Source organism: Nostoc sp. EspVER01, from assembly GCF_034530635.1.
Taxonomy (GTDB): domain Bacteria; phylum Cyanobacteriota; class Cyanobacteriia; order Cyanobacteriales; family Nostocaceae; genus Nostoc.
The window spans coordinates 12,229-30,886 of sequence record NZ_JAVRCS010000026.1 but is presented as its reverse complement, the minus strand read 5'-3'; the positions used below and the strand labels follow the sequence as shown (position 1 = coordinate 30,886).

Genomic DNA, 18,658 nt, shown 5'->3' with positions numbered 1-18,658 from the left:
AGGCGATCGCAACCATTAAATTATCAACATTTATGTACCTGTACTACCTGGTACTCCTTCACCACCTGTACCTGAAAAACCAAAATTATTCTCGTTAAACCATTCTGACTTGAGCAACGACCACCAAGCAGAGGTTAATCCAGCTAATACATAATCGTAAGGAAGCCACCCGTAACCTTCTACACCCCATTCAGTTCCCCAAGAATTCCTAACTAAAAATGCACCTTTTGAATATTGCTGACTATTAGCACATTTAACAAACTGAAAATCATCATAACCAACTGCTACAAGTGTATGTCCGCCAACAATCTTATCTTCTTGATAATTTGGAAACGGAATGTGACCTTTTTCGTTTGAGCTTTTGTAGATAGAGCTATAAAGCGTAAGTCCAAAAATACAAGGGAAACCTGCGGACAGAACTGCTTTTATTTGAAATAAAAGCGTTTCTGGAGTAATACCTGCATAATCTAAAAGAAAATACTTGAGCGTTTTGTAATTCTGAGCATAAGCATAGCAGTATGGTAGTGGTTCTTCATCTACTTGATTTTCATCATAAGGCCAATAATCTTCTGGTGGAACTCCGAATAAAGCTAATGCTTTCATCGTCTCTCTGATTGACGAACCTACATCTCCTTTAACTTTCATTTTGTTACGTGCAGCTTTGTAGAGAAACATAGGAGACGGTTCAATTTTATCTTTAGAGTTTTTGTTGGCAAAGTACTCTAATAATGAAACAGCCGCAAATGCAGTACACGATTTTAAAGAACCTTGGTCTTTCACTGAAGAAAACCAATAACTCAAATCGACTACGCTAGGAAGTTGAAAAAATGGTTTTTTATCTTTATCTGTGTCTTCTTGCGGCTCTTCTAAATATTTAATAGTTTTATTGCTGAATATGGGAATATATAAATTTAAAGATAGGAATAGTTCTTCTTGTTGCTGAGTAAAGCTAACAAAAGAATTACTATTGACACCATTAGTACTTTCCTCTGTTACAATTTCAAACAGTTCTTGCTTATCAAAAGGATTGTAACGAGGTGGCACTGTAACATCTGAGTTTCCAATAACAGCAACTTCTTTTTCAATTTCTTTAACAGCCTCTTGTGTATACTCAAATTTATTTAAATATTTTTTGATAAAGAAACATAGGACAAAAGAATTAATAAATTCATTTGTAAATTCTTTCTTGTTTATTTGTCTTTCTTGATTTTCTTGCTCAAGCGATTGAATCTCATAGTAAAGTGTATACAAAATTTTACGAATTGAGTATTTAACTAATTCATTATTGGAGTATCCAAGCTTTGGCTTCTGCTGTTCATTAAAATTTTCTGGTTTTTGTTTAATAAGATTTTCAAGGTTATCAATCCCTTGCTCTATTAATTCTTCAATAGTCTGGTGTCTGAGTTGAGCTAGTGGATAAATACTTCTAAGAGCTATTGAAATCAAAGGATCAAACAAGGGAGAATTTTTAAAAAATTCTAAATTAGATTTAATGTCAGATTTATTTTTATTAACAGCGTTAGTAGATTGAGCTGGTTTAGTTAAGCCTTCTTCTAAAATTCTTAATAAACAATTACTATTTTTAATACTAGTATCTGTATTTATTTCTGCTAAAACTTTTTGAAAAAAGTCTGAGTTTACTTTAATACTATTCAGGAAATCTTCTTCAAGAAAATTTTTAGTTTTTATTTCTTGTGAAATTTGTTTACTTACTTTTAAACATAAATTATAGATAATTTGATTTAAAGCCTTATCTGGTATCAGTGAAGTAACTGAAAAATATCTAATTCTTTTTAATGGCTTCCTTTTAGAATTATCATCTTTACATTTATTATTTGCATCAACTAATTTACTTTTTTTAGGGTTTAATAAGTATTCATTTAACTGAACAAAAGTCTCAAGCCCAACAATTCCATCTTGCTTAATATCTGTTAAACATTGAAAAAACTCAATAATTTCTTTTGTACGAAAATCATAAGTTTCATCATTCATCCACTGAATTACATCCAATGGATTTTCAAGGTCTAAACTCTTATCAGTATCATAATTAGACTTTGAATTTATTTTTTTAGGGATGTTTAAATATTTAGTTAACAATAAAACACCAAGATATTTTTTTAGTTGAATAACTTGTCTCGATAAAATACTGTCATATTTAACTTTATTAATACTAAATTGACCAGTTTTTTCATTGTCTTCCAAAAAACCTGGATATCGCAAAAGTTTATGAACTCTTACCTTTTTAAATATAACATTGCCTAAGATTTTATTTTTTAGTTCATTAATGTTACTTTTTTGGATATTTTCTCCATCTTCATTTAATAATTGAAGTACTTCTCCGATAATATTTTCTATCCAACCTGTTGTCTCTTCTACTTTCAAGCGTTGCTGATTTTTCAGATCCTCATCATCTAAATTATAGTCGCGTAAATCTGGATAATCAGGCACCCAACCTAAGCCTTTACTCTTCCAATCATAGCTTTTATTAAGATTTTCAGGTTGATTTAGCATAAATGTATTCCTAAGATAAATCTAACTTTACTATTAGCTAATTTGATTAGATGTAGACTAATTTTTTGCATTTATTCTTTATTTTATTTGCACACATTTTTTAAATCATCTCGCTCGTCATGAGTTTTTAGATAATCACTCAACCAATTACATCCATGCTCTATGTATTTGTCGAAATTCATATCTTGTACATCCCACACCAAAATTTTTTTATCAGAACTGGCGGTAGCAAGCTTTTTACTGTCAGGTGTAAATTTAACAGAGTTTACGCTACCCTTGTGACCTGTAAGAGTTGTAATCAATTTCCCATCCATAGTCCATATTTTTACAGTACGGTCATCGCTACCACTAGCAATCATTTGACCGTCGCGGCTAACGTCCAATCCCCAAACCCCAGCCGTATGACTTTTCAAAGATTTGATAACACCACTATTTGGATTCAATAACTTTACAGTATTATCTTCGCTAGAAGTAATAATTGTGCTTCCAGTCGAACTGTATATAACTTTATAAATAGTTGTATTTAAAGTTGATTTATTAAGAAGTGATTCATCTACATTCCAGGTATATAGTGGACTTCCATTACGCTTCCAAAATTGAATTATTCTATCTCGCCCAGCTGCGGCAATGGTCTCACCATTTCGACTAAAGTTAACACTGAAAAACTGTGTATTACCTGGCAAACTTTTCAAAGGTTTTCCTTCTCTATTCCAAAGTTTCACAGTTCTGTCAAGACTAGCAGAAGCAATAATTTCTCCATTAGGGCTAAAGCTAATACTATTAACAGAGTCTTTATGTCCTCTAAGTGTTGGATTTAGTTCTTGTCCTAGTAAATTGAATCTCCTAACAGTCGTATCTGGGCTACTACTAGCAATGGTATTACCATCTGGACTAAAAGTAACGCTAGCGATACCCAATTTCTGAGCTTTAATAGTTTTTAGTGGTTCTCCTTGGAAATTCCATAGGTTTATAACTCCATCTCCGCTACCAGTCGCAATAATATCTTTCTTGGGATTAATATCAATGCTGTAAATGGCATCATGTTCATTCAAAGTTATTCGCAAAGGATTTATACGCCAAAGCCTAACTGTTTTGTCATCACCACCAGATGCTAAAATATGTCCTTGAGGGTGGAAACTAATACCATTAACGGGACCTCTATGCCCTTCAAAAGTGTCTAGCACTTGGTAATTACGGCTACTCCATAATTTCACAGTTCCATCATCACTAGAAGTGGCAATAGTTTTACCATCGGGGCTGAAGGCAACATTTTTCACTGGTTTTGTATGCCCTTGCAGTTGAGCTAGCTGAGTTTTCTTGTTTACATCCCAAATAATAGCTGTATTATCACTACTGGTAGAAACGATAGTTTGACCATTAGGGCTAAAACTTACATTTAAAACTGATATTCCTTTATGACCATTTAATGTATCAATTAAATTACCTTGGATGTCCCAAAGTTTAACTGTACCATCAGGGCTAGCGGAGGCAATCTTTTGACCATCAGGACTGAAGCTAACATTCCGGACTTCTTTTTTATGCCCATTTGTATCGTCCTTTAAAGTTTTCCAAAGACTACCATCTAGCTTCCAAAGCTTGATTGTTGTGTCGCCACCTGTTGTAGCAATTATCTGACCATCTTGACTAAAGTTAACGCTCCAGAGAATATCTTCATTTTTATTGGAAGTGACAACAGTATGTTTAAAAGTTGAAATATACTTACCTTCACTATCCCAAATGTCTACAATTCCGTCTCGGCTAGCAGTAGCAATCCTCCGATCATTAGGACTAAAGCTGACATCAACAACATGACTTTTATAGGTTTTTAATGTCAAAGGTTCTTTCTCACCTAACTTCCAAAGCTTCGCAGTATCATCATAGCTAGCTGTCACAAAGCTTTTACCATTTGGATTAAACTTAACACGTCTAATTAGGTCTTGATGTTTTTCTAGACGGTTACTTTCTCTAACGTCATAAACTGCATTGCTCACTATCTCCATCACTTCCATCTGAAGTTGAGGGTTATTTTTAACAAAGATAGAATCTTGGAGCAGTCTTGCTGCTTTTAAGGCATCTATTAATCCATCAAATAAATATCGATTTGTAGTAAATTTAATCTTAGAGGAAGTTGTGAGTGCTTGTATCTGTCCTATCTTAGCTTCTCTCCATTGAAAACCAGCAAATATAGCCATTATTGCAACAACAGCAGACGCGATCGCTAATCGAGTTCTCTGCGTTTGAGCTTTAATTCCAGCTTTATATTCTTCGACTTTTGCTGCTGCCAGTTTTTCTTGAAGATCGCGTTGTTGTTGCTCTTGGCTAGCAGTTAAAAAATCATAATCTTGATTGCTCAAACTTTTGCCTTCTCTCCAATTTAAAGCATCTTCTAATGCTTTACCTCGCAAAAGCCGCGATTCATCTTGACAATTAGAATCCAACCAAGCCTGAAAAGCTTCAGAGTATGGGCGCTGTTTAGCTAATTGTTCCTTTACCCATTCTTGATTAAAAATAGACTGATAAATGCGATTATAAATTTTAAAATTACTGTCGTGTTTTACTACTAATCCAGATAATCTTAATTCTATTTGCTCATCACTATCATTACCAGACAATTCTCCTTTATTTAAAATTTCTTGAACCAACCCTAGCAACATATTTGCTTGAGTTTGATTACGCATAATCCGGTCACGTACTGTACGTAAATGTTCTGGTTCATCTTGAAATTCCCAATTATTAATGATTTTGTAATTTATGATCTTTTCTACCCACTCATGAATATTGATTTTGTTTATTAATGAGCTTGAAATATTTAATGAATTAGCTAAATTGTTCACTAGAAGTTGGCATACTTTTTGAGTGAGAAATGGTTGCCCACCTGTCCAATCTAAAATTTCTTTTAATACCAACTGTGGATTATCTATCTTGTTTACAAATCCATATCCTAGTGGTTTTGCTTCTTCTAAAGTAAAGCCATTTAATTCAACTGCTTTACCAATATTAAAAGGCGTGAGCTTTTTATCTTCTATTAAATCTGAAGGTGTTGCTACTCCCAAGAGGGTAAACGTAATACGTCTGTATTGTGGTTGATCAGCACGTTGGTTATAACAGTTGCGGATAAAAGCAAAAAAATCATCAGTTCCAACGATGTTTTTCAGATTGAGAACACAATCAATTTCATCTATAAAAATGACAATAGGTTGAGCAATTTCTACCAGCAGTATCTCTTCGATAAAATCGCTTAACCTCTGCACTGGGGAAAGATGATCGTTGTTGCGCCACCAACTCCGCAAATTAAACTTTTCCGACAGATCAAAGCTCCTAACAAAAATGCGGACAATTCCGGCGTACCATTGATCTGCTGTTACTTGTTGGTTGCCAATTTTAGTTAAGTCAATTACTGCACAGGCAATACCTTCAGCTTTTAGTCGTTGCATTACTTGGACTCGCAAGCTAGACTTACCCATTTGCCGCGAGTTCAGCACATAGCAAAACTCCCCTGCTTTCAAGCCATCATAGAGGTCTTGATCTGCTTGCCGCACTACATAAGTGGGAGCATTACTTGGTAAATTGCCTCCAACTTGATATTCATAAGCGGGGTTTTGTTCTGCGTTCATCAATGAAATGTAGATGTATGAGATTTCGATTACAGAGAAGCCGCGCGATCGCGGAAATATTGCCGATATAAATTAAATCTAGGTATTACATAATTATTTTCCAGATCGACCAAACCCATACTTTTTAATTTAAAGGCTTCTATTGGCTCCAGCTGTATTGGTGTGTTTTTTGCAACAATTTGTTTCATTGCCCTTGCTAACTCAGGATGTTGTTTTAGATTCCACCAATGTCGGTGCAAATGGTCGCCAAAAGGCCCGGCATCTGTAGGAGCAACTTGTAATAACTGCTCCAGTGCGATCTCTTGGCGCGCAATGCGATAGAGTGCTACTCGCACCAAATAAGGATGACCTCCCACCATATTCATCAATTGTTCAATTTCTGAAGACCTCCAATTTAGCCCATGCCTACGTGCCAAATCTTGGGCTTGTTCAGCATTAAACTCTGGCAACTCAATCGAAAGTCCCACGTTGAATGGTGATTGATTGATATTCATTGGGATATAAACTTCTGTTGAATGCACCACTACCAATCGCAATTTCTTCCAGATATCCCGATTTTTTGCATCTTCATGCCAAGCACGCAGGAGTCCAAAAAAGTCCGCGGCAATTTCAGGGTGTTGATATACTAAATCGACTTCATCCAAACCCAATGCTAGGGGTTGATCGATTTCTGCTAGAAGATACTCCTCAAAATAAGCTGTACAGTTATCTTTGCTACCAAAAATCTCGTCCCAGTAATCCGCTAATCGATTTGGTATTCTTAGTTTCCGAGTAACGCTAGCACAGAACCAGCGTAAAAATTTATCTAAGTTTGGGAACACTTTACTATCTGCTAATTGAAAACTCAAAGATACGGCTAGAGAGTTTTGTTGTGAAGCTTGATGAAGAATCCGTGCCATTAAGGAAGTTTTACCCATCTGTCGAGGCGCTTTAATCCGAATCAGAGAACCAGGCTTTAAAATAGCCTCGTAGCAGTGTTCTTCAATAGGAGGGCGTTCTATATAAAAAGCAGAAGCCATATCTACCTGACCCTCTGGCAACTCTGGTTCTGCTACTGGCAAAGGAGGTTCTTCCAAATTTTCTACCGCAACTGCTGTTGTCAACTCATCCTCTGTATAGTTAGCCTCATAATCTTCGGCTAGAATTGTCAAAATTTCTTGCGAAATCTTGACTGTATCAGCAGATGATTTCCATTCTCGTTGTTGAATTCTTTGCAAATAACCCCGTAAATCATAATTTAATGGCGAATCCAAAGGAAAGTTCACACGGATAGGTAAAATTATAGGTTTATTTTCGGGATTTAAATCTTGCAACTGCTTGGCACGCCTGACTTCTTCTGTGACCATTTCACTAGTTGCAGATTTAGGAGATAAGAGCAGCAGAAAGTAATCAGACTGTTCCAATTCTCTATCTATGCGTTCGGGCCAGTTTTCGCCGAACCGTATACTCTCCCCCGCCATAAATGCTTCATGCCCAGCCGCTTTTATTGCTTCATAAAACTGCTGGGCCAACGTTAAATCTGGATCTTGGCTGCGATAGCTAATAAAAACTCTAGCACTGTCATTGGCTCGTTTCACTTTTGGCTGTTGCTGCATTTTTTCTAAAGAAAGAGCTTGCTCAACCAAGTCTGACCATGCTGTAATCAGCACTTGTGTGGGAATAATAAACGCTGCTTTAGCTGCTGTTCGCTCCATTTCCGCCGCTACTGCTATGCCTGCTACACCCTGTAACTGCTCATCCCATATCGGCGCACCACTGAAACCAGGCTCTAATGCATAACCTTGTTGTTTGACATCCTCCAGTTGTACCCAACCATTTGCAAGTCCAGCCCTGATTTGTCCAGTAGCCCAAACCCCATTGGGTTGGTTTTTTGGAAAACCCAAAACTCGGAAAGAATGCCCCCATAATTCCTCTGATGCTACCAATCGTGCTGGATGAGCCGCACCAGGAAGAGAGCTTTCTAACTCCAGCCCCGCAATATCTTCCGCAAACTCATTAGGGTTAACAGGCCGCCAGAATACTACCCTGGCGGTCAAAAACTCTTTAGCTGCCAATAAAGGAAAATCCAAACGGACTTCTGCATTGATTATTTCGGCAGTGTTTCTAGCAATTCCTAAAGCATCTGCTACCACATGGGCACATGTAAGGATATATTTTTGGGAAACTAAAAAGCCAGCACCAACAACTTTGCCACTGTTTGAGTAAATCCTGACGACTGATAACTCCAGGGGTGTGGCCATCTTATGGCTCCCGTTTCCACTTCAAAGTCACTTCATAATTAACTTCGCCATTGCCAGAAGCAATGACTGCCCCAAGTTCTGCACTCATTTTGATGCCAAACTTGATTTCCACTTCGTCGGCAGGCTTATTGAGACTATTTACTTTAGTCATAATGACATTTGCTATGGGCTTAACTTGTTCCAGAGCAGACTCAAAAGTTTTTTGAGCTTTTTGAATAATCTCATCTCGCAGACCAATACGATCATCAGTTAGCCCAGGCTCATCTACTTCTACAAGAATTGAGTCTCCGTTTTCGAGAGGAAATTCGACGATACGCTTCACAAGTTAATCTTCTACCCCATTTTTCAGAGAATAAAGTTATTTTACCTGTTAGCCACGAATAAACTTTATATGGGAGCAACGCGATTTTGTGAGAGTGGACAAAAAACGAGTGATTGCGCTCTCGCGCACTGCCCTTTGGGCAATCCTTAAAAACTAACTTCAGTACATTAGTAAAAGATATACATTGAAAAGAGTCTTACTACTTGCTGTTTACCAGAGCAGTATTAGTTTAGTTGGCGTAGAGCTGGCGAAGCTGTCACCAAGTGCAAACTAAACAGTTTAGTTTAGAAACAGAGTATAACTATAGACATTTCTCTTTGAGTCAGGCGATCGCTAATAGCTTGAGTTGATTACACCTGTGGCGTTAATATATCTTAATGTATTCAGTATTGCTTTTTTAGCGCCCCAATGGAGTTAACTTCAAAAGAATTTAAGTCAGAACTGATATTAGAAGTCCAAGCCTGCCTGCAATTAGCAGTTCCTTTGGTAATTACTCAAATATTAGAAGCGGGCATTCCTTTATTAGATGGGGTGATGATGGGCTTACTTAACAGCCAAGCTTTAGCTGCGGGTGCTTTAGGTGCTGTTACCTTTTCTACCCTAGCTTCCGTTTGTCGTTCTGTTCTTTCAGCCGCGGGTGTAAGTGTTGCTAATGCTTTTGGTGCAGGAAAAATAGATCAAGTTAGTCGTGCTACCGGTCAAGGAATTTGGTTAGCCGTGACGATGTGCTTGCCTGTGATGTTTATCATTTGGCACTTTGACTATATCCTGCTGCTAACTGGTCAAGAAGAAAGCAATGTATTATTAGCTCAAACCTATTTGCGGTCTATTGTTTGGGGTTTTCCGGCTGCACTCGGTTTTTGTATCTTAAAAGAAGTTAGCTCTGCCCTCAATCGCCCCCAATTCTTAACAGTAATTACGGTCGCTGGACTATTATTAAATGCGGTTGCTAATTACGTGCTAATGTTCGGTAAATTTGGTTTACCAGCCCTTGGTTTAGCCGGTATCGGTTGGGCAAGCGCACTCATTTTTTGGCTAAATTTTATTGCCGCCGTTAATTGGATTTGCTTTGATAACTACTTTAAAAAATACCAACTTAATAGCGCTTTAGATAAATTTGATCGGAAGATGTTTATAGATATCTTCCAAACTGGGTGGTTTTTGGGGTTACAGTATGGAGCAGAAATTGGAGTATTTACTGCCACTGCTTTACTGATGGGTTGGTTTGGAACAGAGACGTTAGCAGCACATGAAATTACCGTCGAGACAGAAAGTTTTGTGGAAACGGTATCTATAGGTATTTCCTATGCCGTCACAATGAGAGTAGGACAGTTGAGGGGACAAAACGATCTCAAGGGTGCAAGCACAGCGGGATTAGTCTGCATTGCGCTTGTTACTCCTTTTGTAAGTATTGTGGCACTAATTTTTTGGCTGTTTCCCAACTATATTGTGGCAATGTATTTGGACACCAGTAATCTAGATAATATCGAGATAGTTAAAACGGCAACTTCTTTTCTGGCTGCGGGGGCAATAGTCCAAATATTTTATTCTATTCAGACTATTGCTGCTGGTGCTTTAATCGGGTTGAAAGACACCAAAGTGCCAGTGTTAATTACTATGTTCGCTTACTGGGTAGTAGGTCTAGGTGGGGGCTATCTGATGGCATTCACTTTCGGCTGGGGTGCTATAGGTTTATGGTTGGGTTTAGTACTAGGGCTACTTATGGGTGCAGTGCTTTTAACTGGGCGTTTTTATCTTTTGACTTCTGAGATTGAGTCTGGTTGACTAAAGAGGACTCAGGGACAAGGGGAAAGACTTGTTGTAAGTTCTGACTGAAGTCCCCTTGTTTCCCCTGCTCCCCTGGTTACTGAGCGCAGTCGTTGGCGTGGTCACTGAGCGTAGTCGTTCGCGCAGCGTCTCGTAGAGAAGTGCAGCCTCTCGTAGAGAAGTATGCTCCCCTGCTCACTGCCTTCTACAAGTCGTGCATAGTCTCAACAATGCCCACTTCTCATTACTAGTTAGAAGGTCTAAGTCTATCCCGCCAAGATGGTTGTGATGATGAAGAACCTGAAGAACCAGAACTATTTGCGGGAGGCAACTCTCGCCGACTTCTTCTAGGCGGGGGTGAATCAGATTCTACTCTTCTAGAGCGTCGCCGTGGAGTAGATGATTCTGAAGAGGAGTTACTAGAACTTGATTCGCTGCGATCGCGTCTTCTCCGTCTTGGGGTATAATTGCTCGATTGCTGTTCTTCTTGAGAATAGCTTCTCCTTCTTCTACGTCTTCGAGATGAACCACTCTCATCAGAATTTCTCGCACTTTCACCTTCTGAGTCATCATTTTTAGAGGCAATAGAACGATTCAGCATTTGTTTGGGCTTGATAGACTGGGCTTTGATAGTGCCTTTGCGACCGTCTAACTTGGGTCGTTTGGGAAACTTTTCTACAGGCATCCCCTCTACCGCTTTTTCCATAAATTCGCGCCAAGTGTAAGCGGCACTACTACTACTGCCATAAGTGGGGCGGTTGTCATCGTTACCTAGCCATACCCCTGTCACCATCTGAGGAATGTAGCCAATAAACCATAAATCGCGGGCTTCGTCGGAGGTGCCGGTTTTGCCAGCAACTTGTCTATTAGCTAATTGGGCAGCACCACCAGTTCCCGCTTGAACGACGTTGCGTAGCATCCAAGTCATGATGGCGGCACTGTCAGCGTCAAGGGCGCGTTTTGACTTGAAATTAGCTGACCAGATGACTTTGCCTTGGCGGTTGAGGATGCGGGTAATACCATGAGGTTCTGCGTGCAATCCCTGAGTCGCAAAACTGCCATAGGCGCTCGTCAACTCTAGCAGATTGACTTCATTTGAACCAAGAGCCAAGGAGTAGGTGGGCTTGAGTTCAGATTTTATCCCCATATCATGGGCTAGTTTAATCGTTGGTGTAAAACCCACATCAATCAACACCTTGACCGCAACAATATTAACAGAGCGGGTGAGGGCATCTCGGATGTTCATTGAACCCCGGAAGTTTTCACTATAGTTTTTCGGTTCATAGCCGTCTACGACAAGGGGCGCATCCTCGTAGCTATCGTAGGGGCTTTTGCCAGTAGCGATCGCAGTGGCATATACAAACCCTTTAAATGTCGATCCTGGCTGCCGTTGTGCCTGGGTAACTCGATTAAACTGATTTTTACCAAAGTCTTTTCCCCCAACCATTGCCTTAATTTCACCGTTGCGGGGGTCTATGGCCACCATTGCTGCTTGCTTAAAGTTTTCCCAGCGTCCTTGATTTCGCAATGTTTTGGCAACTGCCTCTTCTGCCACCTTCTGCCAACTTGGGTTCAGGGTAGTTTCTACTACTAAACCCCCACTTTTTAGCACATTAGGAGAAACATACTTGGACAATTCTTTTTGGATGTAGCTGGTAAAGTAGGGTGATTCTACTTGGACTCGCTTGGGTAAACTGCTTTTGAGGGCTAATGGCTCCTGAACGGCTGCTTGCCTTTGCTCTGGTGTAATTATTTTGTCTTCTTGCATCCGTAGCAATACCAAGTTCCGCCGCCGTTTTGCCGCTTCGGGATTTTTGTCTGGGGCGTATAAGCTAGGAGCAGGAGCTAATCCAGCGATCGTTGCCATTTCCGCGAGAGAAAGTTGATCTGGCGACTTACTAAAGTATACCCAGGCGGCATCTGCCACACCATAAGCTCCAGATCCCAAATAAACCAGATTTAGGTAACGCTCTAAAATCTGATCTTTGGTTAATTCTTGCTCCATTTTTTGGGCTAGGCGGACTTCCTTAAGTTTGCGCCAGATTGTCTGCTCTTGTTTTAAAAACAGAATCCGCGTTAGCTGTTGGGTGATGGTGCTACCACCTTCTACCACACCTTGCGATCGCAAATTATTCAAACCCGCTCTGACAATCCCTTGCGCATCGACTCCGTTGTGTTGCCTAAATCTTCTATCTTCTGAGGCGATGAAAGCTTTTTTTAAATTATCTGGTATTTGTTCTAGCTGTAGCTGTTCTCTGGTCGCTTCACCTTGTTGTTGTAATATTGTGCCATCAGCAGCTTTAATGGTCAGCGTTTGCTCTCGAAACACAGCATTCAACTCGGACTGATCTGGCAAAGTCCGATCTATTAAACTAATACCGTAGATCAAAGCAACTATTCCACCACCAACACCTAAACCTGCCCAAAACCAGAAGCGGCGATAGAGTGGTTTAGCGTCAGTTGCCCGATTGACCCTCATCTTAGATGGTAAAATTTTCATTTTGCTCAGTAACTGCCTCGTCTGCGCCAGATGTGCTGGTGGTAAGCTCTCATTCGTTCCTCCTTGTCCAGAGTCACTCAAATTAGTTGGTCTTCGCTTGAACCAGGAGGTAAGCTTCCCCACGTCAGTTCCTCGCTCAAAGTAGTAAGCAATTATATAACCACCATCAATCAACTTTGGGGTTATAGCACTACCATTGTGTTAGTATAATATCCTATCAATAATTAACTAAATTCACTATAAAATAATGTTTTTTAAATTTGGTTAATTTAGTTTTGTAAAAAATGCGGCAATTTTGATCACTACTGCGAATATAAAAGCTATTGACAAGTATCCGCAAAGACAGCCCGAAAACGGCTTATTTCAGGAAAGTATAATGTCTACACCGGGCTACGACGAAGCAGAGCTAAGACGAAGCGCCGTTGCTCTTGGTAGTAATATCGGCGATTCCCAAACAATTTTAGAAGCAGCTATAGAGACTTTAGCCCAAACGCCAGGTATTGCTTTAGAAGCCAGATCCCATTGGTATCAAACCAAAGCTGTCGGGCCACCACAACCAGATTACCTCAATGGCTGCGTCACATTAAAGGTAGAAATACTCCCTCAACAGTTATTAGAAATTTTGTTAGGAATTGAACAACAATTTGGGCGTGTGCGTCAGGAACGTTGGGGACCACGAACCCTAGATTTGGATTTGTTATTATATGATGACATTACTTTGGATACACCAAATCTCCAGATTCCCCATCCACGAATGCGGGATCGGGCCTTTGTGTTAGTCCCCTTGGCAGAAATTGCCCCAGATTGGATAGAACCAGTTTCCGGGTGTGTTATTAAAGAGCTGCTGAAAGAGGTAGACTGTTCTGATGTACATTTTATGGATGGACAATTAAAATTACCATCCTTAAAAGCAGAAGAACACTGATTTTGCCTCTGTATTCACAGATAATCAGATTTTACTATGCCATTAGGTAGAGAATTACCACAACTGCTAAGACAACGCCTGTTTCATAAAGGACGCAAGTTTGATTTTGAAGTTAATCGCTTGCGTTTGCCGAATAAATCGGAAGGAGAATGGGAATGTATTCGTCACCCTGGCGGTGCGCTAGCTGTGCCAGTGACAGCGGAAGGTAAACTTATACTGGTGCGCCAGTACCGTTTTGCGATTCAGGGACGGATATTAGAATTTCCGGCGGGGACATTGGAAGGAACTGAGCAGCCCTTAGAAACAATACAACGTGAAATTGCCGAAGAAACTGGCTATAGTGCCCAAAAATGGGACAAATTAGGCGAATTTTTCCTAGCTCCTGGCTATTCTGATGAAATTATCTATGCTTTTCTGGCGCGAGATTTAGAAAAGCTGGAGACACCACCACCACAAGATGGAGACGAGGATATCGAAACTGTGTTTATGACTCCTGAAGAATTAGAAAAAGCTATTCTGGAGGGAGAGCCGGTAGATGCTAAATCAGTTTCTAGCTTTTTTCTGGCGCGTCCGTTTTTAGTTTAATCCCCTTATGCTGCTAGAGTTAGCGATTGCAGATGCCTACGGTGCAGGTTTTGAATATGCAGACGAAATGATCGCTAACAACGATTTGAGTCGATACGTTGAGCATCCGCGGTTTCGACTCAATCCTGGCAGCTACACCGACGACACCCAGATGAGTATTGCCATTGCGGAAGTGATTGTCGCTCAAGCACCGTGGACACCAGAAGTTTTAGCCGATAGTTTTGTTAGAGCTTTCAAACGCGATGAGAGAGAAGGTTATTCTCGAAATTTCTACCATTTTCTGAGAGAAATTCAGGATGGGGAAGAGTTTTTAACCAAAATTAACCCTGATAGTGACAAAAGCGGGGGGGCAATGCGTGCAGCACCCATTGGCATCTATCCCACACCAGAAAAAGTGATTGAGGCAGCAACAATTCAAGCGGCAATTACCCACAATACAACCGATGGGATCAATGCTGCCGTTGCGGCTGCCTTAATGTCGCATTATTTTATCTATCGACTGGGAGCAAAACGCAAATTAGGACGGTTTCTGGAAGGTTATGTATCTGGTGAGTGGAATAAACCGTGGGAAGGTAAAGTCAAGTCTAAAGGCTGGATGAGTGTCAGAGCAGCGATTACTGCGGTGATGCGAAATGACAGCATGAGCGAACTTTTACAAGATTGTATCGCTTTTACTGGGGATGTAGATACAGTAGCGACAATCGCTTTGGCTGCTGGTTCTTGTAGCGAGGAAATTACTCAAGACATTCCCAATTATCTTGTCGCAGGGTTAGAGAATGGAGCTTACGGTAGAGATTACCTCATCGAACTGGATAAGCAGTTAATGAGTTTGGTGGGTAAAAAGATCGGCTAAATCTAATACATCAGAGTAGCACTAGGTAATCTGATTTTTCTAATTTTGGAGCGAGTTGAGTTCAGATGCTCAAAAGGCTAGATTTTAGTGTTTAATTTTAAGTTAGATAATCGAAAGCATATTTCAAGCCAAATTGATGAATCATACTCTAGCTTCTACTTTAGGAGAACTACAAACAAAAATATATTGGCTACATGATGCTGAAAAATTTGCTGAATTGGCAGAAGCAGCAACTGAAATATATATTAAACTTGGATATGATCAAAAAAAAGCAGAAAATGTTGGCCGTTTAATTAGTGAAGCCTATCAGTTATCTGATGATGCTGATTTATCATACAAGGCTGGAGAAATTGAAAAAGAAATAAAATTTTATAATCAAGTCAAAGATAAATTTATAGAGATTGAGGCTATATTAGGTCTACAAAAAAATATAGCCGAACATCAAACAAAATGGTGGATACATTTTCGCCATAGACAGAAACTTCAAGTTATATATCACCTCTTTTTGCAACATTTAAAACCTTTGGGTTTAAGTTATTTACTTATAGCTATACAACTAACATATTATATGTTAAAGGTAGGCAAAGGTCATAATTTGCGCGATATAAAAATAACTCAAAAAAACGCTACAAAATATTGGATGCAATTATTGAAATGTCATATTACCAAATATCCATATTTAGGATAATTTGGTGTTTTGTAAAATATTTAAAGAAGCAACGCGTAGCATCTCATAGAAAAAGTGATTTGATAAATTAAGCTTTTTAGTGAATTGCGCGTAAATCGTGGTTTGGTTTGTATCGTTCCAGTAGACAACCACCTTTTTAAGGTTCTTACTCATTCCCTACGTAGGGGTTGCTGAAAATTACTGTAATCCTCAAAGACTCAGCTAGTTTTAGTGTCAAATAGCTATTTGTTTAGTATTTAGCCGTCCTTCTATATTTGCAGATATATATCGAGATAAACACTCTTATACAGAGAAACATATATTTCTTATATAGCCTAGTTTAAATATCAATTTATACCTTGTATTCTTTAACAAAAAGCTCCATGATTGATTTAGAAAGCCCATAACTATAGGTTGGTTAGTTAAGAAGTATGCCAATACAGCGCTTTGCAACTAAATGAGGTACAGAACCAAGGATTCACAAATCAAATTATTCTTCTCCCTCCTGCCTCAAAACCAGTGACTTTGTGCCTCATGTAAAAGAAAACTGCTGTATACTTCATAAATATTTCCGATTCCTAACAAGAAAATATCTGATATTTATCTCAATTTTACTTAGGTTGGAGTTTGATTAACTGATGCTAGAAGGATGGATTCAAATTACATTAACGCTACTAATTGTAGTAGCAATTACTCCTGTTTTTGGGCGCTATATGGCGCGTGTCTACCTAGATCAAAGTACTTTTCTCGATCCGATTTTGAATCCGGTTGAGCGAGTACTTTATGCTTTGGTTGGCGTTAAAACCAAAGAAAATATGACCGGCTGGCAGTATGGGCGGGCAATCCTATACAGCAATGTAGCAATGGGGTTGCTGATTTTCTTGATTATTATGAATCAAGGATGGCTGCCATTAAACCCAACTAAGATAGATGCCCCAACTTGGGATACAGTGCTGCATACGACTATTTCTTTTATTACTAATACTAATCAGCAGCACTATTCTGGTGAAACCTACATGAGCTATGGCAGCCAAATGTGGGGACTTGGTTATCACATGTTTACTTCTGCTGCTACTGGTTTAGCAGTAGGAATTGCCTTTATTCGGGGATTGACGGGTAGATCGTTGGGCAACTTTTATGTAGATTTAATTCGCTCGATTACGCGAATTTTACTGCCTATTTGTATTGTCGGCGGCATTGTCTTGATGGCAGCTGGCGTTCCCGAAACACTGGGGGGTGCGGTTGTATTTCCTACTTTAGAAGATGCGAATATTAGTCAAGCGATCGCTCGTGGCCCTGTTGCTCACTATGAAATTATCAAACAACTAGGAGAAAACGGCGGCGGCTTTTTCGCTATCAACTCGGCACACCCCTTTGAAAATCCCAATGGGTTTTCTAATTTGATTCAGATTGTCGCCATGCTTTCGATTCCTACTTCCCTAATCTACACTTATGGGTTGTTTGCGAATAACACTAAGCAAGCTTGGTTAGTCTACGGTATGGTAGGCGTTCTCTATGTAATATTTATCATCGTTACTGCCATTGGTGAATACAACGGCAATCCGGCTGTGAATGCCCTGCTGGGTAGTCAGCAACCAAATTTGGAGGGTAAAGAAGTCCGGTTTGGTTGGGCACAATCTGCACTATTTGCAACCAGTACAACTGGTACTATGTGCGGCGCAGTCAACAGTTTACACGACTCGTTCATGCCCAACGGCGGTTTTATTACCCTTTCCAATATGTTCCTGCAAATTATTTGGGGTGGACAGGGGACAGGAACCGCTTATCTATTTGCTTACCTGATTCTGGCTGTGTTCGCTACAGGGTTGATGGTGGGACGTACACCAGAATTTCTCGGACGCAAGATTGAGAAGCGCGAGGTTGTACTTGCTAGTTTTTTAATTTTGCTAGTTCACCCGATCGCAATTATGATTCCCGCAGGTATCGCCTTGGCGTTTCCCGATCAATTATCAGGAATTAGCAATCCCGGTTTCCACGGCTTTGCTCAAGTTATCTATGAATATGCGTCCGCCGCTGCTAACAACGGTTCTGGCTTTGAAGGTTTAGGAGATTCACAACCTTCACCTTTAGCGATCGCTACAGGTACAGCACCAACTGCAACTGCTTTGTGGTGGAACTTGAGTACCTGCTTTAGTTTACTGGCTGGGCGTTATGTTCCAATCATCGGTTTGCTGTTTTTAGCAGATAGTATGTCTCGCAAGCAAGCTGTTCCTTATACGACTGGGACATTGCGAACCGATACCGGACTATTTATAGGCGTTACCGCAGGTGTGATTTTAATTCTGGGCGCACTTACATTTTTCCCAGTCTTAGCATTGGGCCCCATTGGTGAAGCTTTCTTTATTGCCAAAGGTATTGGCTAGGAATTGGGGAGCGGAGGTGCAGGGGTGCAGCACTTCGGCTACGCTCAGTGACCGGGGAGCAGAGGAGCAGGGGAGAGTTAGAACACCATTTATCGACCTTGGAACTCTGTTCATCGACCTTGGAATTCTGTTCATCGACCTCTGAACTCCGTTCATCGACTTCGGAACACCATTCATCGACCTCGGAACACCATTCATCGTCTTCGGAACTCCGTTCATCGACCTCGGAACTCTATTCATCGACTTCGGAACACCATTCATCGACCTCGGAACACCATTCATCGTCTTCG

The 18,658-nt window shown here is 39.9% G+C and carries 11 protein-coding genes; 6 read left to right on the top strand and 5 right to left on the bottom strand.

Going from position 1 to position 18,658, the window contains the following annotated elements; translation table 11 throughout:
- Positions 1-30 precede the first annotated feature (30 nt).
- The 4 genes from RMX69_RS20570 to RMX69_RS20555 form a co-directional block, all read right to left on the bottom strand.
- Positions 31-2,511, bottom strand: coding sequence for a C1 family peptidase (locus RMX69_RS20570; protein WP_322638562.1), 2,481 nt, complete (start codon positions 2,509-2,511; stop codon positions 31-33).
- 83 nt (positions 2,512-2,594) lie between these two features.
- Positions 2,595-6,125 carry an AAA-like domain-containing protein gene (locus tag RMX69_RS20565; RefSeq protein WP_322638561.1) on the bottom strand — a complete coding sequence of 1,177 codons (3,531 nt, stop codon included), beginning with the start codon at positions 6,123-6,125 and terminating at the stop codon, positions 2,595-2,597.
- Between the two features lie 29 nt (positions 6,126-6,154).
- Positions 6,155-8,365 carry an AAA-like domain-containing protein gene (locus RMX69_RS20560; protein WP_322638560.1) on the bottom strand — a complete coding sequence of 737 codons (2,211 nt, stop codon included), beginning with the start codon at positions 8,363-8,365 and terminating at the stop codon, positions 6,155-6,157.
- Position 8,366: 1 nt separating this feature from the next.
- Positions 8,367-8,687, bottom strand: coding sequence for a CU044_2847 family protein (locus RMX69_RS20555; protein WP_322638559.1), 321 nt, complete (start codon positions 8,685-8,687; stop codon positions 8,367-8,369).
- A 408-nt stretch (positions 8,688-9,095) separates the two neighbouring features.
- Here RMX69_RS20555 and RMX69_RS20550 point away from each other — a divergent pair, with 408 nt between their 5' ends.
- On the top strand, positions 9,096-10,472 hold the full coding sequence (locus RMX69_RS20550; RefSeq protein ID WP_322638558.1) for an MATE family efflux transporter: 1,377 nt from the start codon (positions 9,096-9,098) through the stop codon (positions 10,470-10,472).
- A 229-nt stretch (positions 10,473-10,701) separates the two neighbouring features.
- On the opposite strand, the gene RMX69_RS20545 is transcribed toward RMX69_RS20550, so the two are convergent.
- The gene (locus RMX69_RS20545) at positions 10,702-13,077 is read right to left on the bottom strand and encodes a penicillin-binding protein 1A (RefSeq protein ID WP_322638557.1); all 2,376 of its coding nucleotides are present in this window, start codon (positions 13,075-13,077) and stop codon (positions 10,702-10,704) included.
- Positions 13,078-13,330: 253 nt separating this feature from the next.
- Between RMX69_RS20545 and folK the strand changes: the two genes are divergently transcribed.
- The 5 genes from folK to kdpA all read left to right on the top strand — a co-directional run bounded on the left by folK (position 13,331) and on the right by kdpA (position 18,368).
- Positions 13,331-13,879 carry a 2-amino-4-hydroxy-6-hydroxymethyldihydropteridine diphosphokinase gene (gene folK / locus RMX69_RS20540; RefSeq protein ID WP_322638556.1) on the top strand — a complete coding sequence of 183 codons (549 nt, stop codon included), beginning with the start codon at positions 13,331-13,333 and terminating at the stop codon, positions 13,877-13,879.
- A gap of 36 nt (positions 13,880-13,915) precedes the next feature.
- Positions 13,916-14,464, top strand: a complete 549-nt coding sequence (locus tag RMX69_RS20535; protein WP_322638555.1) for an NUDIX hydrolase — start codon at positions 13,916-13,918, stop codon at positions 14,462-14,464.
- Positions 14,465-14,471: 7 nt separating this feature from the next.
- Positions 14,472-15,317 (top strand): ADP-ribosylglycohydrolase family protein, encoded by an 846-nt coding sequence (locus RMX69_RS20530; protein WP_322638554.1) that lies wholly within the window; start codon positions 14,472-14,474, stop codon positions 15,315-15,317.
- Between the two features lie 136 nt (positions 15,318-15,453).
- The gene (locus RMX69_RS20525) at positions 15,454-16,005 is read left to right on the top strand and encodes a hypothetical protein (RefSeq protein ID WP_322638553.1); all 552 of its coding nucleotides are present in this window, start codon (positions 15,454-15,456) and stop codon (positions 16,003-16,005) included.
- Positions 16,006-16,622: 617 nt separating this feature from the next.
- Positions 16,623-18,368 carry a potassium-transporting ATPase subunit KdpA gene (gene kdpA / locus RMX69_RS20520; RefSeq protein ID WP_322638552.1) on the top strand — a complete coding sequence of 582 codons (1,746 nt, stop codon included), beginning with the start codon at positions 16,623-16,625 and terminating at the stop codon, positions 18,366-18,368.
- Positions 18,369-18,658: the final 290 nt, after the last annotated feature.

Excerpts from the sequence above, each read along its gene's own strand:
- RMX69_RS20570 (WP_322638562.1), bottom strand. The coding sequence starts at position 2,511 with ATGCTAAATCAACCTGAAAATCTTAATAAAAGCTATGATTGGAAGAGT.
- RMX69_RS20565 (WP_322638561.1), bottom strand. The coding sequence starts at position 6,125 with ATGAACGCAGAACAAAACCCCGCTTATGAATATCAAGTTGGAGGCAAT.
- RMX69_RS20560 (WP_322638560.1), bottom strand. The coding sequence starts at position 8,365 with ATGGCCACACCCCTGGAGTTATCAGTCGTCAGGATTTACTCAAACAGT.
- RMX69_RS20550 (WP_322638558.1), top strand. The coding sequence starts at position 9,096 with ATGGAGTTAACTTCAAAAGAATTTAAGTCAGAACTGATATTAGAAGTC.
- folK (WP_322638556.1), top strand. The coding sequence starts at position 13,331 with ATGTCTACACCGGGCTACGACGAAGCAGAGCTAAGACGAAGCGCCGTT.
- RMX69_RS20535 (WP_322638555.1), top strand. The coding sequence starts at position 13,916 with ATGCCATTAGGTAGAGAATTACCACAACTGCTAAGACAACGCCTGTTT.
- RMX69_RS20530 (WP_322638554.1), top strand. The coding sequence starts at position 14,472 with ATGCTGCTAGAGTTAGCGATTGCAGATGCCTACGGTGCAGGTTTTGAA.
- RMX69_RS20525 (WP_322638553.1), top strand. The coding sequence starts at position 15,454 with ATGAATCATACTCTAGCTTCTACTTTAGGAGAACTACAAACAAAAATA.
- kdpA (WP_322638552.1), top strand. The coding sequence starts at position 16,623 with ATGCTAGAAGGATGGATTCAAATTACATTAACGCTACTAATTGTAGTA.